General features: G+C 62.5%; 25 protein-coding genes and 2 tRNA genes. 17 read left to right on the top strand and 10 right to left on the bottom strand.

The features are described 5' to 3' along the window. Positions 1 to 213: 213 nt before the first annotated feature. Complete coding sequence (locus HNO82_RS20980) at positions 214 to 912, top strand: type 1 glutamine amidotransferase domain-containing protein (RefSeq protein WP_175345016.1); 699 nt, start codon at positions 214 to 216, stop codon at positions 910 to 912. 191 nt (positions 913 to 1,103) lie between these two features. Here HNO82_RS20980 and HNO82_RS20975 read toward each other — a convergent pair whose 3' ends face one another. Genes HNO82_RS20975 through ygfZ form a run of 3 tightly spaced genes read right to left on the bottom strand, consistent with a single transcriptional unit; the run spans position 1,104 to position 3,360 of the window. After that, entirely contained in the window at positions 1,104 to 1,952 is an 849-nt protein-coding gene (locus HNO82_RS20975) for an NRDE family protein (RefSeq protein ID WP_175345015.1), read from the bottom strand. Then, the gene (locus HNO82_RS20970) at positions 1,943 to 2,242 is read right to left on the bottom strand and encodes a DUF4936 family protein (RefSeq protein WP_175345014.1); all 300 of its coding nucleotides are present in this window, start codon (positions 2,240 to 2,242) and stop codon (positions 1,943 to 1,945) included. The genes HNO82_RS20975 and HNO82_RS20970 overlap by 10 nt, the downstream gene beginning before the upstream one ends. A gap of 44 nt (positions 2,243 to 2,286) precedes the next feature. Beyond that, positions 2,287 to 3,360, bottom strand: coding sequence for a CAF17-like 4Fe-4S cluster assembly/insertion protein YgfZ (gene ygfZ, locus HNO82_RS20965; RefSeq protein ID WP_175345013.1), 1,074 nt, complete (start codon positions 3,358 to 3,360; stop codon positions 2,287 to 2,289). Positions 3,361 to 3,505: 145 nt separating this feature from the next. On the opposite strand from ygfZ, the gene mltG reads away from it, so the two are divergent. The 7 genes from mltG to HNO82_RS20930 all read left to right on the top strand — a co-directional run bounded on the left by mltG (position 3,506) and on the right by HNO82_RS20930 (position 9,750). Beyond that, positions 3,506 to 4,486, top strand: a complete 981-nt coding sequence (gene mltG / locus HNO82_RS20960; RefSeq protein WP_175345012.1) for an endolytic transglycosylase MltG — start codon at positions 3,506 to 3,508, stop codon at positions 4,484 to 4,486. Between the two features lie 42 nt (positions 4,487 to 4,528). After that, complete coding sequence (gene tmk, locus HNO82_RS20955) at positions 4,529 to 5,137, top strand: dTMP kinase (protein ID WP_008329443.1); 609 nt, start codon at positions 4,529 to 4,531, stop codon at positions 5,135 to 5,137. 10 nt (positions 5,138 to 5,147) lie between these two features. Beyond that, the gene (locus tag HNO82_RS20950) at positions 5,148 to 6,185 is read left to right on the top strand and encodes a DNA polymerase III subunit delta' (protein WP_175345011.1); all 1,038 of its coding nucleotides are present in this window, start codon (positions 5,148 to 5,150) and stop codon (positions 6,183 to 6,185) included. A gap of 74 nt (positions 6,186 to 6,259) precedes the next feature. Then, a complete protein-coding gene (locus HNO82_RS20945) occupies positions 6,260 to 7,588 on the top strand; it encodes an ATP-binding protein (protein ID WP_175345010.1) in 1,329 nt (442 codons plus the stop codon). Between the two features lie 79 nt (positions 7,589 to 7,667). Then, positions 7,668 to 8,216: a response regulator transcription factor gene (locus tag HNO82_RS20940; RefSeq protein WP_175345009.1), complete on the top strand. Its 549-nt coding sequence runs from the start codon at positions 7,668 to 7,670 to the stop codon at positions 8,214 to 8,216. 86 nt (positions 8,217 to 8,302) lie between these two features. Continuing rightward, positions 8,303 to 9,082: a TatD family hydrolase gene (locus tag HNO82_RS20935; protein ID WP_175345008.1), complete on the top strand. Its 780-nt coding sequence runs from the start codon at positions 8,303 to 8,305 to the stop codon at positions 9,080 to 9,082. Then, positions 9,079 to 9,750: an ankyrin repeat domain-containing protein gene (locus HNO82_RS20930; protein WP_008329438.1), complete on the top strand. Its 672-nt coding sequence runs from the start codon at positions 9,079 to 9,081 to the stop codon at positions 9,748 to 9,750. The genes HNO82_RS20935 and HNO82_RS20930 overlap by 4 nt, the downstream gene beginning before the upstream one ends. Positions 9,751 to 9,836: 86 nt before the next feature. Here HNO82_RS20930 and HNO82_RS20925 read toward each other — a convergent pair whose 3' ends face one another. The 3 genes from HNO82_RS20925 to hpnD form a co-directional block, all read right to left on the bottom strand. After that, complete coding sequence (locus HNO82_RS20925) at positions 9,837 to 10,979, bottom strand: alpha-hydroxy acid oxidase (RefSeq protein ID WP_175345007.1); 1,143 nt, start codon at positions 10,977 to 10,979, stop codon at positions 9,837 to 9,839. Between the two features lie 150 nt (positions 10,980 to 11,129). Further along, the gene (hpnE, locus tag HNO82_RS20920) at positions 11,130 to 12,461 is read right to left on the bottom strand and encodes a hydroxysqualene dehydroxylase HpnE (RefSeq protein WP_175345006.1); all 1,332 of its coding nucleotides are present in this window, start codon (positions 12,459 to 12,461) and stop codon (positions 11,130 to 11,132) included. Between the two features lie 15 nt (positions 12,462 to 12,476). After that, positions 12,477 to 13,310 carry a presqualene diphosphate synthase HpnD gene (hpnD, locus tag HNO82_RS20915; RefSeq protein WP_008329435.1) on the bottom strand — a complete coding sequence of 278 codons (834 nt, stop codon included), beginning with the start codon at positions 13,308 to 13,310 and terminating at the stop codon, positions 12,477 to 12,479. A 325-nt stretch (positions 13,311 to 13,635) separates the two neighbouring features. On the opposite strand from hpnD, the gene HNO82_RS20910 reads away from it, so the two are divergent. Then, complete coding sequence (locus HNO82_RS20910; RefSeq protein ID WP_008329433.1) at positions 13,636 to 14,475, top strand: HDOD domain-containing protein; 840 nt, start codon at positions 13,636 to 13,638, stop codon at positions 14,473 to 14,475. 76 nt (positions 14,476 to 14,551) lie between these two features. Here the strand turns inward: HNO82_RS20910 and hpnC are convergent, their stop codons facing one another. The 4 genes from hpnC to HNO82_RS20890 all read right to left on the bottom strand — a co-directional run bounded on the left by hpnC (position 14,552) and on the right by HNO82_RS20890 (position 18,515). Then, positions 14,552 to 15,361 carry a squalene synthase HpnC gene (gene hpnC, locus HNO82_RS20905; RefSeq protein WP_175345005.1) on the bottom strand — a complete coding sequence of 270 codons (810 nt, stop codon included), beginning with the start codon at positions 15,359 to 15,361 and terminating at the stop codon, positions 14,552 to 14,554. 12 nt (positions 15,362 to 15,373) lie between these two features. Next, on the bottom strand, positions 15,374 to 15,658 hold the full coding sequence (locus HNO82_RS20900) for a hypothetical protein (RefSeq protein WP_175345004.1): 285 nt from the start codon (positions 15,656 to 15,658) through the stop codon (positions 15,374 to 15,376). 255 nt (positions 15,659 to 15,913) lie between these two features. Then, a complete protein-coding gene (locus HNO82_RS20895) occupies positions 15,914 to 17,917 on the bottom strand; it encodes a calcium-binding protein (RefSeq protein ID WP_175345003.1) in 2,004 nt (667 codons plus the stop codon). 511 nt (positions 17,918 to 18,428) lie between these two features. After that, positions 18,429 to 18,515: transfer RNA gene (locus HNO82_RS20890), tRNA-Leu, on the bottom strand. A 204-nt stretch (positions 18,516 to 18,719) separates the two neighbouring features. On the opposite strand from HNO82_RS20890, the gene HNO82_RS20885 reads away from it, so the two are divergent. The 8 genes from HNO82_RS20885 to HNO82_RS20850 all read left to right on the top strand — a co-directional run bounded on the left by HNO82_RS20885 (position 18,720) and on the right by HNO82_RS20850 (position 26,782). Beyond that, positions 18,720 to 18,914 (top strand): DUF1653 domain-containing protein, encoded by a 195-nt coding sequence (locus HNO82_RS20885; RefSeq protein ID WP_175345002.1) that lies wholly within the window; start codon positions 18,720 to 18,722, stop codon positions 18,912 to 18,914. A gap of 136 nt (positions 18,915 to 19,050) precedes the next feature. Next, the gene (locus tag HNO82_RS20880) at positions 19,051 to 19,548 is read left to right on the top strand and encodes a CreA family protein (protein ID WP_175345001.1); all 498 of its coding nucleotides are present in this window, start codon (positions 19,051 to 19,053) and stop codon (positions 19,546 to 19,548) included. 283 nt (positions 19,549 to 19,831) lie between these two features. Further along, on the top strand, positions 19,832 to 21,181 hold the full coding sequence (gene tig / locus HNO82_RS20875; RefSeq protein WP_034350407.1) for a trigger factor: 1,350 nt from the start codon (positions 19,832 to 19,834) through the stop codon (positions 21,179 to 21,181). A 51-nt stretch (positions 21,182 to 21,232) separates the two neighbouring features. Further along, a complete protein-coding gene (gene clpP / locus HNO82_RS20870; RefSeq protein WP_008329424.1) occupies positions 21,233 to 21,859 on the top strand; it encodes an ATP-dependent Clp endopeptidase proteolytic subunit ClpP in 627 nt (208 codons plus the stop codon). 265 nt (positions 21,860 to 22,124) lie between these two features. Then, complete coding sequence (gene clpX / locus HNO82_RS20865; RefSeq protein WP_008329422.1) at positions 22,125 to 23,390, top strand: ATP-dependent Clp protease ATP-binding subunit ClpX; 1,266 nt, start codon at positions 22,125 to 22,127, stop codon at positions 23,388 to 23,390. A 293-nt stretch (positions 23,391 to 23,683) separates the two neighbouring features. Next, positions 23,684 to 26,092, top strand: coding sequence for an endopeptidase La (lon, locus tag HNO82_RS20860; RefSeq protein WP_175345000.1), 2,409 nt, complete (start codon positions 23,684 to 23,686; stop codon positions 26,090 to 26,092). Positions 26,093 to 26,385: 293 nt separating this feature from the next. Then, the gene (locus HNO82_RS20855) at positions 26,386 to 26,658 is read left to right on the top strand and encodes an HU family DNA-binding protein (RefSeq protein WP_008329418.1); all 273 of its coding nucleotides are present in this window, start codon (positions 26,386 to 26,388) and stop codon (positions 26,656 to 26,658) included. Positions 26,659 to 26,706: 48 nt separating this feature from the next. Beyond that, positions 26,707 to 26,782: transfer RNA gene (locus HNO82_RS20850), tRNA-Val, on the top strand. Positions 26,783 to 26,867 lie beyond the last annotated feature (85 nt).

Below are 26,867 nucleotides of genomic sequence, written 5' to 3'. Positions count from 1 at the left end.
CACCACGCCTTCTGGGGGCAACGCATCTCACAGATTGAATGTGAACAGGCCCTAGCTGGACGGGATCAAAGCTGCGCATTTGTTCAATGATGTAATGAATGAATTGATGGTTGCCTAGTTTATCTTCGATAACGACAGGAATACAGTGCGGTCCACGTTGGCAATGTCGTTTTGCTTCATATGCCATCCATCCCTCATGAAGAAAGGAATAGCATGACCAAGCCCGATATCCTGATGATCGTCACCTCCAGCAGCCGCATGGGGGACACCGACAAACCCACCGGCCTGTGGGCCGAGGAACTGGCCGCGCCTTACTACGCCCTGGTGGATGCCGGGGCTTCGGTGCTGATCGCTTCCACCGCCGGTGGCAAGGCGCCGATTGATCCGGGTAGCGTCAAGCCCCAGGGTCAGAATGAGGCCATCGTCGAACGCATGCTGGCCGATGCTGAACTGCAGCAGCGCATCGCCCAGACGCCTGCCTTGGGCGAGATCGATGTGAGCACCTTTGATGCGGTGTTCTTCCCGGGCGGTCACGGCACCATGTGGGACCTGCCCGACGACGCCAACGTCAAGGCCATCGTCGAGAACGCCTATGCCGCCGGCAAGTTCATTGCTTCAGTCTGCCACGGTGCCGCCGGCCTGGTTTCGGCCGTGAAGGCCGATGGCAAGCCGATGGTGGCGGGCAAGCGTGTCAATTCCTTCACAGATGCCGAAGAGCGCGAAGTGGGGCTGGCCGAGGTCGTGCCGTTCCTGCTGGAGAGCCGTCTGCGTGAGCTGGGGGGTATTTTTGAAGGTGCCGACAACTGGCAGGTGTTTGCCATCCGCGACGGCCAGGTGATTACCGGCCAGAATCCGCAGTCGTCCGAACGTGTGGCGGAGATGCTGCTGGAGGCGCTGGAAATGCACGTCTGACCGTGCTGCGCTGGACGGACGAAAAAAAAGCCCACAACCTTGCGGTGTGGGCTTGAATCCAATTCTTTAGGAGGAAATTGGAGGAGACAGGTGTAACTTTACTGCTCCGCATCAAATTCATCCAATTTATCTTCTGTATATCAGATATTCGATCTGGTTATGTCAGCAAGACCGTGTGTGAAGTCTTCCACTCAGATGGTGCCTGCTTTTCCATCCGGCAGGTGGTTGTCGGATGGCATTTCCTGCAGGCGCGGCTTGCAGGGTATCTTGCACGCTTTGTCCGTGGCCGGCTCGGCGCTATATTGCATCGCCATAGGATCAACCACCTGCTCGGTCAGCACCGGCTCGCCGACGATGGGCACGCGCAGAACCGTCGAGCAGCGCGTGCCATAGTCCGGCGAGCGGATGAAGATGGGCGAAAGCATGCGCTCCTTTTCCAATCCCACGCCGGTATCGGGCAGGCGGCAATCATTGGCACGGGTGCCATCGGTCAACATCTCGAAGAAGGTTTCCTCCGGCGCGCCCTGGCACAGCAGGCTGGCAAACTGCGCCTTGGCCCGGGTGAGCTTGGGCCAGGGCGTGTCCAGCAAGGCATTGGAGACGCCGTAGACCCCGTACTCCAGCGGCTGGCCGTTGCGCGGATCTTCCTGGCCCCGGTTGGAATACCACACCATGGTTTCCCGATCGCCCAGCAGCAGGTTGAAACCGTTGTAACGCTGCGCCTCGGGTTCGATCCGTCGCAGGTATGCCTGCACATCGAGGTCGCTGGCCAGATAGTCGGCCACCAGCTGGCCGCGGGTGGGCGCGTCGGTGCGACGCTCCGAGGGTGCGCGCACATTGGTCAGGGCGGCAAAGCGCCCGTCCCTGGTTACACCCAGCCAGGTGCCGCCGCCTTGCAGGTCGCGTCCGGCATAAATCTTGGGATGGTCGTTCCACCAGTCGGCATGGGCCGCCGGGCGGGCGTAGAACTCGTCGCGATTGGCCGCCATGATCAGGGGCATGCCGGGGATCACTTTCCAGGCGAAGATGATCAGGCACATGGCGCAACATCCTCGAACTGTTCAACGTGGCGCTGGCCGCTGATGAGCGCGGCGGCGCCCGAGTCTTCCAGGGCGCGCGCCAGCGTGGCGGTGAATTCGTCGAGGCCGGAGGGCAGGATGCCCTGGTAGATTTCCATCCAGGTCTGCAAGCCTTCCTGTTCGCCGGGGCGGCGCTTGAGGCCACCGGCGATGCCCAGGCGCGCTTGCAACATGGCCTGTACGCCCTTGATCTTGCCGAACAGGGGCGTCGCGTGTGCAGTGTCGACCCGATAATAAATGTAGAGATCCATGGATGCGTCCCTATGGCTGCGGTGTGGCTCGGTCGGCGCGCCGCTTATTGCGGATCGGCCAGCTCATAGGGCAGGGCATGCCAATGCAGTGCCGGACCGTCGGCCGCGCCCAGGTGCACGCTGTCTTCGGCGGCGGCCAGCTTCATTTCCACCAGGGCCAGGGCGTGGCCCTCATCCAGCGCTTCGGCGTTGACCACCATGCCACAGGGCTGGCCAGGATCGGCGGCGGCAAACACTTCCTGTCCCGCGTGCGCCTGGCTGCTGGCGATGGTGGCCAGCATGGTGCGGCGCTTGAGCTTGCCCAGGTACTGGCTGCGCGCCACGATTTCCTGACCGGGGTAGCAGCCCTTCTTGAAGTTGACCCCGCCGATCAGTTCGAAATTGATCATCTGCGGCACGAACTGCTCCTGGGTGGCTTGCACGATGCCCGGCACGCCCGCACGGATCTCCGAAAGCCGCCAGGCCAGGCCCGCCGTCGGAGTCAGATGCCGGGCCAGTTCGGGCCAGGCGGCGGTGAGGATGTCCACGGGGGCGATCCATTGATAGCGCGGACTGTCGACGGCATCGGCCAGGCGGATCAGGGTGCCGTGGCTGTTGTCGATCTTGTCGTAGGGGGCCGCCGGCAAGACCGGGAACCATTGTGCCAGTGCGTTGGCGGTAGCCGGGCCGACCAGGCCGAGCACGGCGCGCTCGGTGCTGGCGTCGGCCAGCCTGGCCTTGGCGCGCATGACGAACATCTGCAGACGTTTCTGGATGGCCGGCTGCAGGGCGCGCGGCAGTTGCAGCCAGATGGCCTGCTCGTCGCGCCACATCAGGAAGGTCGCCAGCAGGCGTCCCTTGGGCGAGCAGTAGCCTGCCAGTCGCGCCACACCGGTATCCAGCTGCGCTACATCGTTGGTGAGCTGGCCATGCAGGAAGCTGGCGGCGTCCTCGCCGGTGACGGCGATCAGGCCCAGCGTGGTCAGCGGGGCCATGAAGCTTTCCAGGCTTTGCGGTGCGGGGGAGGCGGAACCGAAGCCGATCACGTCGGCCTGGTCGGCACTCTCGGCGTCGAACCGGGCGCCTTGCTGTGCCAGGAAGTCGCGCCAGCCGGAGGACGAAGAAGTCATTTCTGTCATAGGGGAAATCTTTTACGGATTACGTCTTGCCGGGTCATTCGGTCCGGCAAATTAGGCAACTGTCGTGCCAGCGATTATCATTGATGCCTCGATTATAGTGATCTCCGAAAAATCGCGTCGGAGCAACAAGGATTTCGCCTCTGGTATGAAGAAGTTATTTGTGACATTGCTGGTACTGGCCGCCCTGGTGGCGGGAGCCGGAGTGTATTGGTCGCGGCAGCCCATCATCGACCCGAACGCCCAGGTGATTGCCTTCACGATCATGCCGGGCGCCGGCGTCAATGGTGCGGCCAAGCAGATCGCCGCTGCCGGCGTGCCGGTCAATCCGGATTTGTTTGCGCTCTATGCGCGCCTGTCCGGCGAAGGCAGTCGCATCAAGGCGGGCAGCTACGAGATCAAGCCCGGCTACACGCCGCAGCGCCTGCTGCAACAACTGGTCCGCGGCGAATTCGCGCAGGAAGCGCTGACCGTCATCGAGGGCTGGACCTTCAAGCAGATGCGCCGGGCCATCGCCGAGCAGCCCGCGCTCAAGCACGATACCGCCAGCTGGACCGACCAGCAGATCCTGGCCAAGCTGACCAACGAATACACCAATCCGGAAGGCCTGTTCTTCCCGGATACCTATCTCTTCGCCAAGGGGGCCAGCGACATGCAGGTCTACAAACAGGCCTTCACCCTCATGAGCAAGAAATTGAACGAGGCCTGGGCGCAGCGCGACCTGTCGCTGCCGTATCGCACGCCCTATGAGGCGCTGATCATGGCGTCCATCGTCGAGAAGGAGACCGGTCAGAAGTCCGAGCGCGGCATGGTGGCCGGGGTCTTCGTCAACCGTCTGCGCACCGGTATGCTGCTGCAGACCGACCCGACCGTGATCTATGGCATGGGCGACCGTTACCAGGGCAAGATCCGCAAGATCGATCTGCTCACCGACACGCCCTACAACACCTACACCCGCGCCGGCCTGCCGCCCACGCCGATTGCCTTGCCCGGTGCGGCCTCGCTGGCGGCTGCCATGAACCCGGACAAGACCGAAGCCTTATACTTCGTGGCGCGCGGCGATGGCACCAGCCATTTCTCCAGCAACCTCAACGAGCACAACCAGGCCGTCAACCGCTACCAGCGTTGAGCCGGCCTTCCTTTTACCGATTTAGTGAGTAGCGATACCTTCATGGCATCAGGCAAATTCATCACCTTCGAAGGCATCGACGGCGCCGGCAAGTCGACCCATATTCCTTTCGTCACCCAGCTGCTGCGTGAGCGCGGCCTGTCCGTGGTCGCCACCCGCGAGCCCGGCGGCACCGAGCTGGGCGAACGCCTGCGCGAACTGGTCCTGCATCACAGGATGCACCTGGAAACCGAAGCCCTGCTGATGTTCGCCTCGCGCCGCGAACACCTGGCTCAGGTCATCGAGCCGGCTCTGGCGCGTGGCGACTGGGTCATCTCGGATCGTTTCACCGATGCCACCTTCGCCTACCAGGGCGGTGGTCGCAAGCTGGCGCTGGACAAGCTGGACAGCCTGGAACAATGGGTCCACCCCCATCTGCAGCCGGACCTCACGCTGCTCTTCGACGTGCCGCTTGAGGTGGCGCGGGCGCGCCTGGATGCCGAACGCACGCTGGACAAGTTCGAGCAGGAAAAGGCCGATTTCTTCGCCAATACCCGCGCCGAATACCTGCGCCGCGCCGCCCAGTTCCCGCAGCGCTTCCGACTCATCGATTCCACCCGGCCCATCGCCGTGATCCAGGAAGAACTGCGCGCCATCATGGCGGCGCTGTGAGGGAGACCGCATGTCCGTGACTTCTTCCGAGGCGCTGCTGCCCTGGCAGGGCGAGAGCTGGCGCCAGTTGCAGCAACTGCGTGAGCGTCTGCCGCATGCGCTGCTCTTCTATGGTGCGGCCGGCACCGGCAAGACGCAGTTCGTCGAAGCCTTCGCCAAGTCGCTGCTGTGCGAATCGCCCACGCCCGAGGCGCATGCCTGCGGTGTGTGCGCCTCCTGCAACTGGTTCTCGCAATCGAATCATCCGGACTACCGGCGCGTGCGCCCGGAGGTCCTGGAGGAAGAAGGCGGCGAGGATGAGGCAGGTGAAGAAAAGAAAACCGCCAAGGCCAGCAAGGCCCCGTCCAAGGACATCAAGATCGACCAGATCCGGGCCCTGGCCGATTTCATGAACGTTTCTACCCACCGCTCGGGTTTGCGGGTGGTGATGCTGTATCCGGCCGAGGCGCTCAACACCGCCGCCGCCAATGCCTTGCTCAAGACCCTCGAAGAGCCCCCGCCGGGGACCATGTTCCTGTTGCTGTCCAATCGTCTGGACCGCTTGCTGCCCACCATCCTCTCGCGCTGCCGCAAGTTCGCCATGACCGCGCCCGGCCACGACGAGGCGTTGGCCTGGCTCAGGCAGCAAGGCGTCAAGGATGCCGATGCCTGGCTGGCCGAGCAGGGTGGGGCGCCGCTGGCTGCGCTGGAAGCGGCCCAGGGAGAAGGACGGGAGGCGCTGGATGAATTGCTGCGCCACCTGGCCCAGCCCGGTGTGGACGGCGCCTTGCGGGCGGCCGACAAATTGCAGAAGACGCCGGCGGCCGACCTGGTCGGCTGGGTGCAGCGCTGGCTGTATGACCTGCTGTCGCTGCGGTCGGCGGGCGTGGTGCGCTACTACCCGCGTTACGGCAAGGAACTGGGCCGGCTGGCCGAGCGCGTCGATGCCCTGGCCCTGTCGCGCGCACTGCGCGGCATGGGCGAGCGCCGTGCCATAGCGGATCATCCCTTGTCGGCCAAGCTCTTCATCGAGGAAATGCTGATCGATTACGCCCGCCTGTTCGATTGAGCGGGCACAGGATGCCCCCTGCGGCAAATCGCCGCAGGGGGCGCAAGCCGGGTGCCGGACCGTATAATCCCGGCATGATCTCGCCGACCACTTTCTTCATCCCCGTCTCCGAGCAGATGAACCAGCCCCAGCATCTCTTGCTGTCGCGGCTGTTCTGGTTGCGCTGGGCCATGGTGGCGGGGGAGCTGCTGGTGCTGGCCGGTGCCCATGTCTGGTTGCACATTGCCTTGCCGCTGTCGGCCCTGCTGGCCCTGATCGCCCTGCAGGCGCTCATCAATGGTCTCACCTGGCTGCGCATGCGCTGGGCGCGCCCGGCCGAGCAGGCCGAACTGTTCCTGCAATTGTTGCTGGATGTGGCGGTGCTCACGGCGCTGCTGTATTTCTCGGGCGGTTCGACCAATCCCTTCGTCTCCTTCTACCTGCCGGCACTGGCGGCGGGCGCGGCCACGCTGGCCTGGCCCTATGCCTTGCTGCTGGCAGTATGTGCGTTGGGTTGCTATTCCGGTCTGGTGTACGTCTACCAGCCGCTGCACATCCACGACCAGGGCCAGGCGATGGCCTATCACCTGGCCGGGATGTGGATCAATTTCTCGATCTCGGCCCTGCTCATCACCTGGTTCGTCAGCCGTATCGCTGCCGCCGTGCGCTTGCGGGACGGCCAGCTGGCGCAGGCGCGCGAGCGCCAGTTGCAGAGCCATCGTATCGTCGCCCTGGGGACCCAGGCCGCCGGCGCTGCGCATGCGCTCAATACACCGCTGTCGACGGTGGCCGTGATCGCCGGGGAATTGCGCCGCGACATGGCCTGCAATGCGGCGCTGGCGGCCTATGAAGAAGACGTGCGCGTGGTCGAGGAACAGATCGCCGTCTGCAAGGCCGCGCTGGAAAACATGCGCCTGGACGCCGATGCCCAGCTGCGCAACGAAGACAGCGCCGCCATCACCCCCTGGCTCACCAGCCTGCTGGAAGGCTGGCGCCTGCGCCATCCGGCCGTCCTGCTGGTGGCCGAGGTGCATCAGCCCGGCTGGAAGGCCAGCCAGCTGCAGGACCTCTCGCAGATCATCCTGACCCTGCTCGACAATGCCGCCCATGCGGTGCGTACACTGGGCCACCATGGCGAAATCCGCATTACCCTGGCCTCGGCCGGGGCGGGTGAAGGTGGCCCGGTCAGTACCGCCAGGCCGGGCCGCAGCATGGCGATCATCGAAGTCTCCGACAACGGTGCCGGAATCGCCCCGGAGCTGTTGCAGCGCCTGGGGCACGGGCCGGTACCGAGCTCGTCGGGCGGCTCCGGTATCGGCCTCATGCTGGCCTTCGCCAGCGCCACGCACCTGGGCGGCAAGCTGCGCCTGCGTTCGTTGCCAGGGCAGGGTACGGTGGCGCAGTTGCGCTTCCCGCTGGTGTGATCGGGCCGCAGATGGCGGCTGCGGCTGCATCACGGTGCAATAGGCTATCCTTCATTTACCAGTTTTTTCTGATGTTCTCATGAGCGCCGCCTTCCTGATTCTCGATGACAATGATGTCTTTGCCAGCACGCTGGCACGTTCGCTGGCCCGGCGCGGCTTTCGCGCCACCGTGGCGCATAGCGGCGAGGAGGCGCTGGAAGCCGCGCGCCGCGAACGCTTCGATTACGTCACCATCGACCTGCAGCTGGAAAAGGATTCCGGCCTGCAATGGGTGGCGCCGCTGCGCCAGGCGCTGCCGCAGGCGCGCCTGCTGGTGCTGACCGGCTATGCCAGCATCGCCACCACGGTACAGGCCATCAAGTCGGGTGCCGACAATTACCTGGCCAAGCCGGCCAATGTGGATTCCATCCTCTCGGCGCTGTCCCATGTGAGTCAGGGCGAGCCGGTGGCCGAGCCGGTCCTGCCGGTGGAAGAGGCTTCGCCGCTGTCGCTGGAACGCCTGGAGTGGGAGCACATCCAGCGCGTGCTGGCCGAGCATGAGGGCAATATCTCGTCAACGGCGCGGGCGCTGAACATGCACCGCCGCACCCTGCAGCGCAAGCTGGCCAAGCGCCCGGTGGCGCGCTGAGCACATCGCGTGGCCCTCTGTAACGAAAGGTAAGCGCCCGGCAAGCAGGGGCGACAGCCTGTCGGCATGGCTTTACAATAGCTGCCATGTATATCGATTCCCATTGCCACATCAATTTTCCCGACCTGGCCGCCCGCCTGCCGGAGATCTTCGGCAAGATGGCCGAGAACCAGGTTAGCCACGCGCTGTGCGTCTCGGTGGACTTGCCGGACTTCCCGCAGGTGCTGGCCCTGGCCGAGCAGTATCCCAATGTCTATGCCTCCGTGGGCGTGCATCCGGACTATGAAGACACGCCCGAGCCCTCGTTGGAGGAGCTCATCCGCCTGGCCGACCATCCGCGCATCGTCGCCATCGGCGAGACCGGGCTGGATTACTACCGCCTGCAAGGCGATCTGGAATGGCAGCGCGAGCGCTTCCGCACCCATATCCGCGCTTCGCGGGCCACGGGCAAGCCGCTCATCATCCATACCCGCGCGGCCTCCGAAGACACCATCCGTATCCTGCAGGAAGAGGGGGCAAGCCCGCAGGCAGGCGGTGTCGCAGGGGTCATGCACTGCTTCACGGAATCCCAGGCGGTGGCCGATGCAGCCATCGCGCTGGGCTTCTACATCTCGTTCTCGGGCATCGTCACCTTCAAGTCGGCCAAGGACCTGCAGCAGGTGGCGCGCACCATCCCGCTGGAGCGCATGCTCATCGAGACCGATTCGCCCTACCTGGCGCCGGTGCCCTTCCGCGGCAAGACCAACGAGCCCGCTTATGTGCGTCATGTGGGTGAATTCATCGCCGACCTGCGCGGCATCAGTGCGGCCGACGTGGCGCGCCAGACCTCTGACAATTTCTTCACGCTGTTCGGAATCAAGCCATGAATCTGCTGGACAAGCTGCGCAGCCGCTTCGGCGGCATCGGTCGCATCGTGCTCTATACCTCGCTGCTGCTGCCCGGCGCGGCGCGTGCGGGTGCCTATGAAGAATATTTCCAGGCCATCCGCATGGACAATGTCTACTTCCTCAAGCAACTGATGCAGCGTGGCATGGGCCCCAATCTGATCGAGCCCAAACGTGGCTACACCGGCCTGATGCTGGCCATCCGCGAGGATTCGATGCAGGCTTTCGACGTGCTGGTCAATGCCCCCGACGTCAATCTGGAAGCCCAGGCCACCAATGGCGACACGCCCCTGATGCTGGCGTCCTTCTACGGCAACATCCCGGTGGTGAAACTGCTGCTCTCGCGCCAGGTCGAGGTCAACCGCCCCGGCTGGACGGCGCTGCATTACGCGGCCATCAATGGCAGCTCGGAGATCGTCAAACTGCTGCTGGATGCCTCCGCCTATGTGGATGCCGAATCGCCCGACGACAAGATGACCCCGGTCATGCTGGCCGCCATGCGTGGTCGGGTGGCGGCGGTGGCCGTGTTGCGCGACAACGGTGCCGACCTCACGCTCAAGAACAAGGATGGCCTCACCGCCATGGATCTGGCGCGGCGCTACGGCCAGGATGCCGTCATCGACGTACTCAACGAGAAGCCGCAGCCGTAACCGCAAGCACTTCGCTCGTTGCTGCGCCAAAGCAAACGTCCCGGCCACCTTGCGGTGGACCGGGACGTTGGCGTTGAGGAGGGCGTTCAGCGCACCAGGATCTGCGGACCGACGTCCTTGATGTCCTTGGTACCGGTCAGGGCCATGCTGACGTCGAGTTCCTTGCGCATGATTTCCAGCATCTGCGACACGCCCTCTCCGCCCATGGCGCCCAGGCTGTAGAGGAAGGCGCGGCCGATCATGGTGCCACGCGCGCCCAGCGCCACCGCCTTCAACACATCCTGGCCGGAGCGGATGCCGCCGTCGAACCAGACTTCGATCTGGTCGCCCACGGCCTCGGCAATGGCCGGCAGGGCTTCGATGGAGGACATGGCGCCATCCAGCTGGCGACCACCGTGGTTGGAGACCACGATGGCATCGGCACCGCTCTGAACGGCCAGCTTGGCATCTTCCACATCGAGGATGCCCTTCAAGATCAGCTTGCCGCCCCATTGCTGCTTGATCCAGGCGACATCGTCCCAGTTCAGGGTCGGGTCGAACTGGCTGGCGGTCCACTTGGAGAGGGTCTGCACCCCGCCGGCGCCTTCGCCGCCCTTGATGTGACCGGCCAGGTTGCCGAAGGTCTTGCGGCCGCCCAGGGCACGCAGTGCCCAGCCGGGCTTGCTGGCCAGGTCCAGCAGGGTGTCCAGGGTCAGCTTGGGCGGCACCGACATGCCATTCTTGAGATCCTTGTGACGCTGGCCGAGGATCTGCAGGTCCAGCGTCAGCACCAGGGCCGAGCACTTGGCTGCCTTGGCGCGATCGATCAGGGACTGCACGAAGCCACGGTCGCGCATCACGTAGAGCTGGAACCAGAACGGCTTGGTGGTCACGCTGGCGACGTCCTCGATGGAGCAGATGCTCATGGTGGAGAGGGTGAAGGGAATGCCGAATTTTTCCGCGGCAATGGCACCCAGCATCTCGCCATTGGCCCACTGCATGCCGGTCAGGCCGGTCGGGGCAATGGCCACCGGCATGGTGACGTCGTGGCCGATCATGGTGCTGCGGGTGCTGCGTTCGTCGACGTTGATGGCCACGCGCTGGCGCAGCTTCAGGGTGGCCAGATCACGGCTGTTGGCGCGATAGGTGCTCTCGGTGTAGGAACCGCTGTCGGCGTAATCGTAGAACGCCTTGGGAACGCGCTTCTTGGCCAGCAGGCGGAAGTCTTCGACACAGGTCATGACCGGCATGGTGTTTTTTCTCCGTTGTGATGGGGTGCGGCCGGAGCCGCCTTGCAGTGAGATTGCGGACAAAGGGATTGCAGCATGCCCGTTATGCTAGTGCATACCCGTCGCGCTTGGGGTGAATCCCTTTGCCGCCATCCATGAAAAATTTAGCCCCTAGGCGGCCAGCAGCCGTGCCGCCGCCAGGCCGCTGCGCACAGCACCCTCCAGCGTGGCGGGATAGTCGCCGACCACGTAGTCCCCGGCCAGGGCCAGCCCGGAGGGCATGCCGGTATTGTCGGGGCGCTGCAAGCCCGGGGTGCAGGCGAAGGTGGCCCGTTTTTCAGTGATGACCCGGTGCCAGCCGGGCGTGGCCAGGGCCGGATTGCCGAAGTCCTGCGCCAGCTGGCGGGCGATGCCCTCGGTCAGGGCGGTATGGCCATCGGCCACGGCCTGGCCGGCTGCACTGACGACGACGGCCAGCAAGCCTGCTTCGCCCCCCAGTTGGCCCCGGTCAAAGACGAACTGGCCCCAGCCCCGGGCTTGCGGATCGTCCGCCAGGGCCAGGAAGGGGGCGGGCAGACGCACCTCGGGCGGGTACTGCAGATAGCAGGTGGTGATGGATTCATGCTCCAGCGCCCGCAGCAGGGCGGTGTCGTGCAGGCCCTCCAGCAATTGCGCGGCGGCATCCGGGCCGGTGGCCAGCACCACCCCGGCGAATTCACCCAGGCTTTCGGCTGCGCGGTCTTCCAGGCGCCAGGTGCCCGGGTCATTGCCGGGCAGCAGCTGCGCCACGGTCACACCCGGCTGCACCAGGCCGCCGCGCTTGCCCAGATAGGCGGCGGTCGCATCGGGCAGCAGGGCGCTCAAGTCCAGACGCGGGATGAGCATGTCGGAGGCGGCGCGGCGCGCGCCCAGGCTGTCGCGCAACACGGTCAGGAAGACTTGCGCCGAGGCCCGCTCGGGCGGGGTGTTCAGCGCGGCGATGCACAGCGGACGCCACATCAGGCGGATCAGGCGCGGCGTTTGTTCGTAGCGCTCCAGCAGCTCGGCCACGCTGCAATCCTGGTGCAATTGCCAGCCCATCCAGCGCGCCGTAGTGGAAAAGCGCGCAAGCGCCATCTTGTCGTCGCGCGCCAGCCCCTTGGCGCGCAGCAGCGCCACGGCCACGTGCCAGGGCGCCGGCAGACGCGGCGCCACGAAATCCATGCCTTCGCCTCCTGCACCCAGCGGATAGCGCATCTGCAAAGGCAGGCGCAGCAGGGCGCTGGCCGGATCGACGCCGACCTGTTTCATCAGGGCCAGCGTGGACCGATAAGCGCCCAGCAGGATGTGCTGGCCGTTGTCCAGCACCCGTTCGTCCAGCGCCACCCGACGCGCCCGCCCGCCCAGGGTGCGCGCCGATTCGAACAGGCTCACACGATGGCCGCCGGATGCCAGCGCCACGGCGGCGGCACATCCGGCCCAGCCGGCACCGATGACGGCGTAATGGCGTGGTGCGTTGTTCATCGGCGGGTGGAGCGGTCAGCCGAAGACATAGGTCTTCCACGCCAGCCAGAGCTTGCGGATGGGGGTGAGCGAGATGCGCTGGTTGAGCACGTGGTAGCCGTCACGGGCGATCTCGTCGAGCAGGGTGCGGTAGATGGCGGCCATCATCAGGCCGGGGCGCTGGGCGCGGCGGTCTTGTTTGGGCAGCAGGGCAAAGGCTTCGTCATAAACGGCCTGGGCGCGCTCGACCTGGAACTTCATCAGCGCCTCGAAGCGCTCGCTGTGGCGGGCATTGAGGATGTCGGCGGCCGTGACGTTGAATTGCTGCAATTCATTGACCGGCAGATAGATGCGACCCTTGCGACCATCTTCGCCGACATCGCGGATGATGTTGGTGAGCTGGAAGGCCAGCCCCAGCTTCTCGGCAAAGAGCAGGGTCCCCGGCTGGGTATGGCCAAAGATGCTGGCCGAGAGTACGCCCACCACGCCCGCCACGTGCCAGCAGTAGCGCTGCAGGCCGGGGTAGTCTAGGTAGCGGGTCTGGTCCAGGTCCATTTCCATGCCATCGATGATGGCTTGCAGGTGTTCGCCCTTGAACTGGTAGGTGGCCACGTGCGGGTGCAGAGCCTTGGTGACCGGGTGGGTCGGCTGCCCCTCCAGCATGGCGGCGATTTCCTTGCGCCACCACATCAGCTTGGTCCGGGCCACCATGGCATCCTCGATTTCATCGACGGTATCGTCGACCTCGCGGCAAAAGGCATACAGCGCCGTGATCGCCAGCCGGCGCTGGGGCGGCAGGAACAGGAAGCTGTAATAGAAACTGGAACCGCTGGCGGCGGCCTTCTGCTGGCAGTATTCGTCTGGAGACATGGATGCGTGGCGGGGCGGTTGAAGCAGTGGGGCAGGCGGCCAAGGCCCCCTGCGGCAAAGGCGCTATGCTAGCCGAGTGCGCCCGGCAGGGCAAATGCCCATGGTCGCTGGCCCGGCCTTGAACCCCCTCTATTGCGGCCCTTGGCGTTGTCCTTTAAGCTCAGGTCAGCGCATTCCGGAAAAACAAATTCACATGACATCAAATCCGGATGAATTCTGCCGTTAATCTGAACAGACGTGGCGCAGCAGCGGGCAAGCCCGGTCGCAGCGCGGCACATCGGCAACCCTGGCCATCGACGATGGCCCCCTGGAGGCTGGAGACAATATGGACAGACTGGAAATCTTTCGCAATATCGCCTCGCAGGCCGGTCGCGGCGAGCTGGTATTCCCCGCCAACGTCAGCGCCTCGATCAAGCTGCAAAAGGCGCTGGCCGACCCGGACTGCCACCTGGAACTGGCGGCCAAGCTGGTGATGGCCGAGCCGCTGGTCTCGGCACGCACCGTGGCCATTGCCAATTCGGCGGCCTACAACCGGTCCGGCGGCGAGATCAACAACGTGCGCGCGGCCGTGATGCGGCTGGGTTTTCGTACCTTGAACACCATCACCACCTCGGTGATCGTGCGCCAGCTCGGCCGCACCATCAACAATCCCGGCATGCGCATCAAGTCGGCCCAGTTGTGGGAGCACTGCGCCCACGTGGCCGCCACCGCCTATGTGCTGACCTCCAAGCTGACCAAGGCTGATCCCGAGACGGCCATGTTCGCCGGCATCGTGCATGAAGTGGGCGGCTTCTACCTGCTCTCGCGCACGGATGACTTCCCCGGCCTGCTCGACGGCGGCACCGAGGACTGGATGGAATACGGCGAGAAGATGATCGGCCGCGCCGTGTTGAAGAAACTGGGCGTGCCGCAGCCGGTGGTCGATGCCATCGAATCCCTGTGGCACGGCGTACGCGTGCTGCCGCCCCAGACCATCGGCGACGTGTTGCTGCTGGCCAAGGAACTCTCGCCGGTACCCTCGCCGCTGCAGCGCACCGTGGTGGCCGAAGCCGGCATCGGTGGCGAGACCCTGGTGGATGACTACATCGGAGACCGTTCCCTGCGCGAACTGCTGGATGACTCCGAGGAGCAAATCCGTACGCTGACGGCGGCCTTGCTGGTCTGACACCGCTTCCCGTCGTTTCTTCCCGCAGCCCTGCCGGCCTTTGTGCCGGGCGGGGCTTTCTCATGGCGGACCGGATTTACCGGGTCAGGCCGCGCCAGCCCACGATGAGCCAGTCGCGCTTGCCCAGCTTGGGGCGCTGGCCGAAGACGTCGCCCCGGACCGCTTCGATGCGCTCCAGGATGCGCAAGCCGCCTTGCACCACCATCCGCAATTCCAGCCCGATGCGGCCCGGCAGGCGACGTGCCAGCGGGGCACCGGAGAGCATCAGTGCACGGGCCCGGTCGATCTCGAACTGCATCAGCTGTTGCCAGCGCTGGTCATTGCAAGCCTGGTCGATATCGTCTTGTTCCACGCCAAAGCGGGCCAGATCTTCCAGTGGCAGGTAGATGCGTGCCTTTTGCCAGTCGATGGCAACGTCTTGCCAGAAGTTGATGAGTTGCAGGGCGCTGCAGACGGCATCCGAATCCCGGAGGTTTTCTTCATTCGCTGCGCCATACAGATGAAGCATCAGGGTTCCTACCGGGTTCGCAGAGCGACGGCAGTAGTCCAGCAGGTCCGTGTAGCGCGGGTAACGGGTGGTCACCACATCCTGGCGGAAGGCCGAGAGCAGGTCACGGAAGGGTTGCAGCGGCAGGGCGTGGTCGGCGATGGTTTGCGCCAGTTGCGTGAAGATGGGATGGGTGCAGGGGAGCTGCTGCGCGATCAGATCCAGCTCTGCCTCATAGGCGTGCAGGGCGGCCAGGCGTTCTTCCGGGCGGGCATCGCCTTCATCGGCGATGTCATCGGCGCTGCGGGCAAAGGCATAGATGGCGGTCACCGCCGGGCGCAGACGCGCCGGCAGCAGCAGCGAGGCCACGGGGAAGTTCTCGTAGTGATCGACGGCCATGGGGCGCGCTACTCAGTCGAACTTGTCCTTGAGCAGCGCCTCGATGGTGGCGATGCGGGTTTCCACCGTCTCCAGCAGCGCCTTGGGCATGGTGCCGCCGACATTCAACTGTGCCGCCAGCGAACGCGCAATGCCCATGGCGCCTGCGGTGAACTGCTTGCCATCCTTGGACAGCACGGCCGCCGCCGTGAAGAGGGTGGAGAACAGGATCTGGTCGGCGGTATTGTTCTCGATGAACTTGTTGAGCAGCGCGTTGTGGCTTTGCTTCAAGGCGTCGAATTCTTCCTGGGTAGGCATAAAGGCTCCTGCGATGATGAGACGGCACGGCCGCCGGGCCGGCAAAGGCGCGGATTGTAGCAGTTAAGCGCGAGGGGACGGTGAAACGGGCGCGAGGATGCCCGTGAGGATGCCCGCATCAGGCTGATTCAGGCCGGAAATGAAGGTTTTTGTAGAGGGGTGCGGGATGCCGCCCTTGGACGGCATCCCTGTTGGGCCCTGGTGAAGCTTTTTGTCAAAATCCGGCAGATTTCCCGGTCCTGGCGGCGCCCGTGATCAATGAGAGATGGTCAGCAGCACCTTGCCATCGCCGCCCCGGGTGGCTGGCCAGCTGGTCTGGGTGGCCGCTGGTGGGGCGAAGCTGGCCATGGCCTGTACCAGCTTGTCGACGTCGGTGTCGTAGAGGGTCTTGCCGTCGGCGGTCTTGATGCGTTCGATGTGGTTGTCGCTGCCTGTACCCTGATACCAGTCCTTGACCAGTACTTCGTCGGTCCCGCCCAGCACATCGATGCGCAGATCGTTCCCGCTCTTGCTGAACCAGAGATTGGTTTGTCTGGCATCCGTGAAGCTGAGCGTATCGAGGTTGCCCTTGGTCGCATCGTGGTCGTAGAGCACATCCTGTCCGTCGCCCCTGGCAAAGGTATAGCTGTCGTCGCCGGCGCCGCCGATGAGCAGGTCGTTGCCCCGCCCCCCGGTGATGAGGTTGTTGCCGCGATTGCCGACCAGGATGTTGTTCAGATCATTGCCGCTGGCATCGAGATCCTGATTGCGCAGCTTGATGGGATCATCGGTGGTGACGGTATCGGCTCCGTAGACCTGGGTGGCCTCGCGCAGGCGTTGCAGCGGGACGAAGCGGCACATGTCGCTGGCCAGGCCGCGTCCCGAGTCGGTGATGTAGAACCCGACCGTCTTGCCGGTGGCCGCCGAACAGGCCACGCCGGTGACGGTGATGGCGTGGTCGCTGGTGTCCTCGTTCTCTTCGTGCAGATCCCACAGCTTGCTGGCGCTGACACTGATGATGACGCCCTTGCCGTCCTTGATGCTTTGGGCGACTGCCGTGAGATCGACCCGCTCGTCGATGGTGCAGGCAAAACCGAAGTGCTCCAGCAAGGCCTGCCGGTCATCTTCGGAGGTGGCACCGCGCATATCGGCGGATTCGGCAGCGGTATCGCAAAGGTTTTCCTTGATGGCGCACTGGACTACTTCCTTTTCGGAGACGGCACGGCCCCCCATCAGGGTGACGTTGGCCACACTGGTCTCGCCGCAGGTTCCCCAATAGCCCTCGACTTCGCCGCCCTGGTCGTAATCCAGCTGATACGAACGCGGCATGCCATAGACCAGCACCTTGACGCCATTGACCACTGCGCTTTGCGGTTTGCTGGCATCGAGCAGCACCAGGTTTTCGACATTGGCCGAGAGCGTGCTGCTGGCCGTGGCATAGACCGTATCGACGCCTTCATCGGCCTGTTCAATGATCTGGTCGCCGGCATTGTCGAGGTAATAGCTGTCGTCGCCCTTGCCGCCAACCATCGTATCGACCCCGCCCATGCCGTCGAGGATGTTGTTCCCGGCATTGCCGGTGAGACGGTTATCCAGGCCATTGCCGATGCCGGCGAGGCTGCTGCCCAGGGAAAGGTCGTCCGTATCTTCATCCAGGCTGAGGAATTTCGGTGAGGCCGCTGGCTTGTCCTTTTGGGGCTTTGGGGCTTCGTCGCCGAAGGGAGCGGGCGCGTAGAAGTTGTCCTGGTAGCGCGCGGCATTGGCCTGGGCGATCAGGTCGGGGGAAGGCGCGGCGGGAGCGGGTGTCAGGTTCACTGTACTGGTACTGGCAGGCCCGATGGCCGCAGGTGTGCTGACCACTGGCATGGGAGTCAGCGGCGGCGGTGTACTGCTGGCGGCAGGCACAGACGGGGCGCCTGGTGTGATGGGCGGTGCAATGATGGGAGGGGTGTACGGTGTCACGGGCGGCGCAATGGCCGGCTTGCTGGTGATGGCCGATGGAGGTGTCAGGGGAGGTGTATCGGTACTGGCAGGTACTGTACTGACTGGTTTGCTGGTGACGGTGACCGGGGTGACAGCGGGTGTACTGGTGGGAGTCGTACTGGCTGGTTTGGGCTGGCTGGGTAAGGTGATGTTGGCAGGCGGGTTGATGCTGACGATGGTGGGCGGTGTATCGAACAGTTTGATGCCCGGCCTGATGGGGGAGAAGATCACTTTGAAGACGCTGCCGGTGCGAATGCTGACAAAGCGGTCGTCGATGCGTCGGATGACTGGCTCCATCGGATCTACGGCAGGGGTGGAAGCGCTTGCGGTGGCTGAGGTGGTTGAGGTGGTTGACACGGGTTCCCTTTCAAATGCGCCATGGATGGCGTTGTCATGCAGGGCGGGTCTTCGCGCGTGGCGTCCCGCCCTGGGGACCTGTTTCCTGTCCGTCCTGGTCATGGACAATGGCCGGGCGGACAAGTCTTGTTTTGTTGGTCCCGCAGGGATTCAATCCGATAGAAATACTTCGGTAAATCGCACGAAAGTACCGTTGGTTGCTTGACAAGCTGAAGCGAACGAGGAAGAAGACAACCCTAGTCAACCGAGGGTCGCTGAAAGAGGTGGGGATGACTGCGGAAGTGGTTGCGCGCTGTGGGGCGCTCGGGATGAGGGGAGTGGTTTTTTTCGCTGCCGGCAGGGTTCGACGCGCTTGCACCCGTATTGGCCGGGATCGGATGTGCCAGGCACGCGGAAAATGCCGGTGCGGACGGGGCTGTCAGGTCAAATCGATGATTTGAAACGGATTGTCTGGTGCGAGGAGGGGGACTCGAACCCCCACACCATTGCTGGCGTCAGGACCTAAACCTGGTGCGTCTACCAATTTCGCCATCCTCGCAAAAGGGGGTCGGGCACCGGTGCGATAGCAGTCTGGCAGCGCGCTTGCTGCAGACCTGCCGCTACCGATGCAGGTAGCAATTTGTCAAAGCGCGCCATTGTACTGCAAGGCGTTGTCAATGTGGGCGTTTTTCTGTGCGGACACGTCGGGGTGCCGATGATCGGTAGTACCATGCCGCTTTTTCTTCGACCCAGCAGGATTGCCATGACACGCTATCGTCACTACAAGGGCGGCATCTATGAATATATCGACGAGGCCATCCTCGAAGCCGACCTCACGCCCATGATCATCTACCGCGCCGCCGATGGCCGTCTCTGGCTGCGGCCGCGTGAAGTCTTCTTCGAGAAGGTGGAGGTCGATGGCAGGCAGGTGCCGCGGTTCGAAAAAATCGAGGGCTGATCTTTTCTCCGCCCCTGGTACGCACCTGCGAGACCATGCAAAGCGGCGTCAACGCCAAGGGAAGCTGAACAATGCGCCGCCCTGGCGGTCTACTGCGTTCGTCAATAAATTCACTTCACTTCATTTGGGCATCTACATGAACCATCAAGCACGCGCCCTGGTCGGGGCGATCTTCTCCGTCTTCGCCTTCGCCGCTGCCGTTCCCCACGTCGCCAGCGCCGAAGAACTGGCCGATGTCAGCACCGCCTTCCGCTGGCTGGGCAAGAACGACCGTGTCGTCATCGAAGCCTATGATGACCCCAAGGTGCAGGGAGTTACCTGCTACGTGTCGCGCGCCCGCACCGGTGGTGTCAAGGGGACGGTGGGCCTGGCCGAGGACAAGTCCGAAGCCTCCATCGCCTGCCGCCAGGTGACGCCCGCCCTGCAGTTCCAGGAAAAGCTGCCGGTGCAGGAAGATGTCTTCAGCGAGCGCATGTCCATCCTCTTCAAACGCCTGCACGTGGTGCGCGTGGTCGATACCAAGCGCAATACGCTGGTCTACCTGACCTATTCCGACAAGCTCATCGACGGCAGCCCGATGAATGCCGTCACCGCCGTGCCGGTGGCAGCTTCCACGCCGATTCCGGTGAAATGAGGGGAATTCTCTAAATTCTTTACGCCGGACTTTGCTGGCAGGCAATCCGTCGGCTGCCGCGATGCGTTTGCGGGCCGCGCCGGGGCTGGTCCGGCGGGCTTCGGAGGGGATTTTCCCCTGTTTGCACCGTGGCAAGCCCATTTTTGGACTATCGGCGCTTTTTGCGTATAAAATAGCGAGCTTTAGCGCGGCCGGGCAGGGCGCTTTTCGTCTGCAGTCTATCGATTGGGAGGGGAAGCAGCATGTTCCGGCTTACGGAATTCTTAACATTTGGACGATTTAAATGGCAACTGCAGTCGAAACCCTGAGCAAACTCGAACGTCGTATGACCCTGTCTTTCCCGCTGGCCGATGTTCAGGCTGAAGTGGAAAAGCGCCTGAAGGTGCGTGCCCGTACCGCCAAGGCACCGGGTTTCCGTCCGGGTAAAGTGCCGATGAAGATGGTTGCCGCCCAGTTCGGCTACCAGGTCGAAACCGAAGTCCTGAACGACAAGGTCGGCCGCGCATTCAATGATGCCGCCGTCGAAAACAACCTGCGTGTGGCAGGCTTCCCCCGCATCGAACCCAAGACCAGCGAAGAAGCCGGTGAAGGCAAGCTGGCCTTCGACGCCACCTTCGAAGTCTATCCGGAAGTCACCCTGGGCGACCTGTCGGGCGCTGAAGTCGAGAAGACCACCGCCGCCGTCTCCGACGCCGAAATCGACAAGACCATCGACATCCTGCGCAAGCAGCGCGTGCACTACCACGTCAAGGGCGAGCAAGGTGCGCACGGCGACGGCGGTGCCGACCAGTCGGCCCAGAACGGCGACCGCGTGACCGTGGACTTCGTCGGCAAGATCGACGGCGTCGAATTCCAGGGCGGCAAGGCCGATGCCTTCCCGTTCGTGCTGGGCGAAGGCCGCATGCTGCCGGAATTCGAAGCCGCTACCATCGGCCTGAAGGTCGGTGAATCCAAGAGCTTCCCGCTGGCTTTCCCCGAGGACTATCACGGCAAGGACGTGGCTGGCAAGACCGCTGAGTTCACCATCACCGTCAAGAAGATCGAATGGGCGCACATGCCTGAAGTCGATGCAGTCTTCGCTCAATCCCTGGGCATCGAAGACGGCGACCTGACCAAGATGCGCGAAGACATCAAGAAGAACCTGGAGCGCGAAGTCACCGCCCGTACCAAGGCCAAGACCAAGGACAGCGTCATGAACGCGCTGATCAAGGCCTCCGAGCTGGAAGTGCCCAAGGCCCTGATCGACCAGGACGTCGAGCGTCTGTCCGAAATGGCCCGTCAGGACATGGCCCAGCGCGGCATGGACCCCAAGGTCATGCAGCTGCCCAAGGAACTGTTCACCGCCCAGGCCGAGCGCCGCGTGCGCCTGGGTCTGATCCTGGCTGAAGTGGTCAAGCAGAACAAGCTGGAAGCCACCGAAGAACAGGTCAAGGCGCAGATCGAAGACTTCGCCCAGAGCTACGAAGATCCGCAACAAGTGCTGAAGTACTACTTCTCCGACCGTCGCCGTCTGGCCGAAGTCGAAGCTCTTGTTTTGGAAGAAAACGTCGTCAACTACGTTCTCGGCAAGGCCAAGGTCTCGGAAAAGCCGGTTTCGTTCGACGAACTGATGGGCAATCAGGCGCAAGCGTAATCCGGTTTTCTCTAGTAGTATCAGAAAACTCTTACGCTTAAGGAAGCATACATGACAGGTCTGATGAAGCAATCTGCACTGGATACGCAAATGCTCGGCATGGTGCCGATGGTGATCGAACAGAGTGGTCGTGGCGAACGCGCTTACGACATCTATTCGCGCCTGCTGAAGGAACGCATCATTTTCCTGGTCGGACCGGTCAATGATGCGATGGCCAACCTGATCGTGGCCCAGCTGCTGTTCCTGGAAAGCGAAAACCCGGACAAGGACATTTCCCTGTACATCAATTCGCCTGGTGGTTCGGTCTCGGCCGGCATGGCGATCTTCGACACGATGCAGTTCATCAAGCCGCAAGTGTCGACGCTGTGCACGGGTCTGGCCGCCTCCATGGGTGCTTTCCTGCTGGCCGCCGGCGCCAAGGGCAAGCGTTTCTCGCTGCCGAACTCGCGCATCATGATTCACCAGCCTCTGGGCGGCGCCCAGGGCCAGGCATCGGATATCGAGATCCAGGCACGTGAAATCCTGTACCTGCGTGAGCGTCTGAACACCATCCTCGCTGAAAAGACCGGCCGTACGGTCGAGCAGATCAGCAAGGACACCGATCGCGACAATTTCATGTCGGCCGAGGCCGCCGCGGAATATGGCCTGATCGACCAGGTGCTGACCCAGCGCGCTTGAGTTTGCGTCATCGCATTGGCGACATTCCAAGGCGAAAAATGCCCGAACGTAACACCGTTCGGGCATTTTTTTTGGGCAAATTCTGGTGAAATTGGCACAGAGCGGGTTTTCTGGTTCTGTTTGCTTGATAAATGCCCCTTGTGCTGACATATAACGGTCATACGGCAGTCCTGTGAAGCATTTTGGGACAGCAAAAATGACCAAGCCGTGACGAATCCGGATTTCGCGGGTATGATCGGGTCGTAACTTCTATCCTAGTAGCTCTATGTCTGAGAAAAAATCCTCCAGCGGCGAAAAACTGCTTTACTGCTCCTTCTGCGGCAAGAGCCAACATGAAGTCAAGAAGCTCATCGCCGGTCCTTCGGTCTTCATCTGCGACGAATGTATCGATCTGTGCAACGACATCATCCGTGATGAAGCCGCCAGCGTGGAAAGCGTCACCGGCGCCAAGTCGGACCTGCCGACCCCGCAGGAAATCACCGACCTGCTGGACCAGTACGTGATCGGACAGGCTACGGCCAAGCGTATCCTGTCGGTGGCGGTATACAACCACTACAAGCGTCTGAAGCATCTCGGCAAGAAGGATGACGTCGAGCTGGCCAAGAGCAACATTCTGCTGGTGGGCCCGACCGGCTCCGGCAAGACCCTGTTGGCGCAGACTCTGGCGCGCATGCTCAACGTTCCCTTCGTGATCGCCGATGCGACCACGCTGACCGAAGCCGGCTATGTCGGCGAGGACGTCGAGAACATCATCCAGAAGCTGCTGCAGAACTGCAACTACGAAGTCGAAAAAGCCCAGAAGGGCATCGTCTACATCGACGAGATCGACAAGATTTCCCGCAAGTCGGACAACCCGTCGATCACCCGTGATGTCTCCGGTGAAGGCGTGCAGCAGGCCCTCTTGAAGTTGATCGAAGGCACCATGGCTTCGGTGCCTCCGCAAGGCGGCCGCAAGCATCCGAATCAGGATTTCGTGCAGATCGACACGACCAACATCATGTTCATCTGCGGCGGCGCCTTCGATGGCCTGGCCAAGATCATTTCCGACCGTTCCGAAAAGAGCGGCATCGGTTTCTCGGCCAGCGTCAAGAGCCAGACCCAGAAGAGCAATTCGGAAGTGCTGTTGAATGCCGAGCCGGAAGACCTGGTCAAGTTCGGCCTGATTCCGGAACTGGTCGGTCGTCTGCCGGTGATCGCCACCTTGAACGAGCTGGATGAGGAAGCCCTGATCCAGATCCTGGTCGAGCCCAAGAATGCGCTCATCAAGCAGTACGCCAAACTGTTGCAGATGGAAGGCGCCGAGCTGGAAATCCGTCCGGCCGCCATGCACGCCATCGCCAAGAAGGCGCTGGCGCGCAAGACCGGTGCCCGCGGCCTGCGTTCGATTCTGGAACATGCCCTGCTGGATGTGATGTATGAACTTCCGAGCGAGCAGAACGTGGCCAAGGTGGTGATCGACGAGAACACCATCACCAACGGCGCCAAGCCGCTCTTGATCTATCACGACCAGCCGAAGGTGTCGGGCGGCTGATTGCCCGGCAGATGAAGGAAAAAGCAGGAAAGCAGGAAAAGGAGGGCGCCCGTAGTGGGGGCCTTCCGGTAGCAAGAAGCCACCACGAAGTCCGGTCACCGCAAACACGGTAAAATAAACCGGCGCACTTACTTGGCTTCCATCGAAAAGCCACCCGGAGCTAGCTTCGCGTGTGGCTTTTTTATTTTGTTGCGATCATGACAACGCACAGCCGGCGAATATTTAGTCTGCCGGACTTGTGTTTTGGTCACTCGTGCCAACATCATCCACAGTACTTATTGATAAGGCCCGCCATGACGACTCCTATACTTACAGAACAATCGCAATTGCCGCTGTTGCCCTTACGGGATGTGGTTGTCTTCCCGCATATGGTGATTCCGCTCTTCGTCGGCCGCCCGAAGTCGATCAAGGCGCTGGAAGCGGCCATGGAGCAGGGCAAGAGCATCATGCTGGCCGCCCAGAAGGCGGCGGCCAAGGATGAGCCTTCGGCCGAAGACATTTATGAAATCGGTTGCGTAGCCAATATCCTGCAGATGCTGAAGCTGCCCGACGGTACCGTGAAGGTGCTGGTTGAAGGTGCACAGCGCGCCCGTATCCATCACATCAGCGAACTGGAAACCCACTTCGTCGCCGACCTGACCCCGGTGGAATCCGAGCAGGGCGATGAAGCCGAAGTCGAAGCCATGCGCCGTACCATCGTGCAGCAATTCGACCAGTACGTGAAGCTGAACAAGAAGATCCCGCCCGAGATCCTGACCTCGCTGGCCGGCATCGACGACGCCGGTCGCCTGGCCGACACCATCGCCGCGCATCTGCCGTTGAAGCTGGAGCAAAAGCAGGTGATCCTGGAGATCTTCAACGTCACCAAGCGCTACGAGCATCTGCTCGGTCAGCTGGAAGGCGAACTGGACATCCTGCAGGTGGAAAAGCGTATCCGTGGCCGCGTCAAGCGCCAGATGGAAAAGTCGCAGCGCGAGTACTACCTGAACGAACAGGTCAAGGCCATCCAGAAGGAACTGGGCGAAGGCGAAGACGGTGCCGATCTGGAAGAGCTGGAAAAGAAGATCGTCGCCGCCAAGATGCCCAAGGAAGCGCTGGAAAAGGCGCAGTCCGAGCTGAAGAAGTTGAAGCTCATGTCGCCCATGTCGGCCGAAGCGACCGTGGTGCGCAACTACATCGACACGCTGGTGGCGCTGCCCTGGAAGAAGAAGTCCAAGGTCAACAACGACCTCACCAATGCCGAGAAGGTCCTCGAAGGCGATCACTATGGCCTGGACAAGGTCAAGGAACGCATCCTGGAATACCTCGCCGTGCAACAGCGCGTGGACAAGCTGAAGGCACCGATCCTGTGCTTCGTCGGTCCTCCGGGCGTGGGCAAGACCTCGCTGGGCCAGTCCATTGCACGCGCCACCAACCGCAAGTTCGTGCGCATGGCACTGGGCGGTGTGCGTGACGAGGCCGAGATCCGTGGCCACCGCCGCACCTACATCGGCTCCATGCCAGGCAAGATCCTGCAAAGCCTGTCCAAGGTCGGCGTGCGCAATCCGCTGTTCCTGCTGGATGAAATCGACAAGCTGGGCATGGACTTCCGTGGCGATCCGTCCTCGGCCCTGCTGGAAGTGCTGGACCCGGAGCAGAACCATACCTTCTCCGACCACTACATCGAAGTCGACTTCGACCTGTCGGACGTGATGTTCGTGGCCACCTCGAACTCCTTCAACATCCCGCCGGCGCTGCTGGACCGGATGGAAGTGATCCGCCTGTCGGGTTACACCGAGGACGAGAAGACCAGCATTGCGCAGCGCTATCTGCTGCCCAAGCAGATCAAGAACAACGGCTTGAAGGAAGGCGAGATCAGCGTGGCCGAATCGGCCATCCGCGACATCATCCGCTATTACACCCGTGAAGCCGGTGTGCGGTCGCTGGAACGCGAAGTCTCCAAGATCTGCCGCAAGGTCGTGAAGCTGCTGTTGCTGAAGAAGCAGGAGAAGAAGGTCACCGTCACCTCGCGCAATCTCGACAAGTTCCTGGGCGTGCGTCGTTACGACTTCGGCATCGCCGAGAAGGAAAACCAGATCGGCCAGGTGGTCGGCCTGGCCTGGACCGAAGTCGGTGGCGATCTGCTGACCATCGAAGCGGTGAACATGCCCGGCAAGGGCCAGATCATCCGCACCGGTACGCTGGGCGACGTGATGAAGGAATCGATCGAAGCGGCGCGCACCGTCGTTCGCAGCCGTGCCCGCAAGCTCGGTATCAAGAACGAGGTGTTCGAGAAGAGCGACATTCACATCCACGTTCCCGAAGGTGCGACACCCAAGGATGGTCCGTCTGCGGGTATTGCGATGACTACGGCGCTGGTGTCCATCTTCAGCGGCATTCCGGTGCGTGCTGATGTGGCCATGACCGGTGAAATCACCTTGCGTGGTGAAGTGTTGCCGATTGGTGGTCTGAAGGAAAAGCTGCTGGCGGCGCATCGTGGTGGCATCAAGACCGTGCTGATTCCTGAGCAGAATGTGAAGGATCTGGCCGAGATTCCGGACAACGTCAAGAACAAGCTGGAGATCATCCCGGTGCGCTGGATCGACAAGGTCCTGGAAGTTGCTCTGGAACGCCAGCCGGTGCCTTTGACGGAGGAAGAAGCCATCGTCGAAGCGGCGGTCAAGCCGAAGGAAGGTGTGACCGATCCGGTAGTGAAGCATTGAGTCTGAAGCGGTAGTTGTTGCCGCCACGGCTTGAAGGGCGCCTCGCAAGAGGCGCCTTTTTTATGGGGAAAAGGTTCAGATATCGCTGCATGGGAATGAAGGCTTGAAACGTGCTTTTAAATCGCTTGAAGGCTGGAAACCCGCTTGACACGGGCTTGTGCGGCTTGTTTAATAGCCGCTGCGGAAGATTTCCGCCAGGCAAGCGATGGTGAGCGGGGCTCTGTCGCGAGGTGTTGGAGCCGCCGCGCTGTCGTTTGAAATCAAACAACCAGAAACTTGTTCGAGGGGCGTAAGTGAATAAAGGCGAACTGATTGAGCACATTGCCGGCGAGGCGGACATCTCCAAGGCAGCGGCAGGGCGAGCGGTAGACGCATTCATTGGTGCGGTGAAGACTACGCTGAAGAAGAACGGCACTGTCACGCTGGTGGGCTTTGGTACGTTCGCGGTGGGCAAGCGCGCAGCGCGGACCGGCCGCAATCCACAGACCGGCGCTGCCTTGAAGATCAAGGCATCGAAGGTCCCCAAATTTAAAGCTGGCAAAGCTTTAAAAGATGCTATAAAATAACGTTCTTTCGTTGCTGAGGTAACAAGCAACGAGACTGTCAAGGTTGCCGGGCGCTTAGCTCAGTTGGTAGAGCGGAGCCCTTACAAGGCTTAGGTCGGGAGTTCGAGCCTCTCAGCGCCCACCAGCATCTTGCAGTCGGCACCAGTTTAGGAGCGGTAGTTCAGTTGGTTAGAATACCGGCCTGTCACGCCGGGGGTCGCGGGTTCGAG

Source organism: Herbaspirillum sp. C9C3 (assembly GCF_013359625.1).
Taxonomy (GTDB): Bacteria; Pseudomonadota; Gammaproteobacteria; order Burkholderiales; family Burkholderiaceae_D; genus Herbaspirillum.
This window is presented reverse-complemented; position numbering and strand designations above follow the sequence as displayed.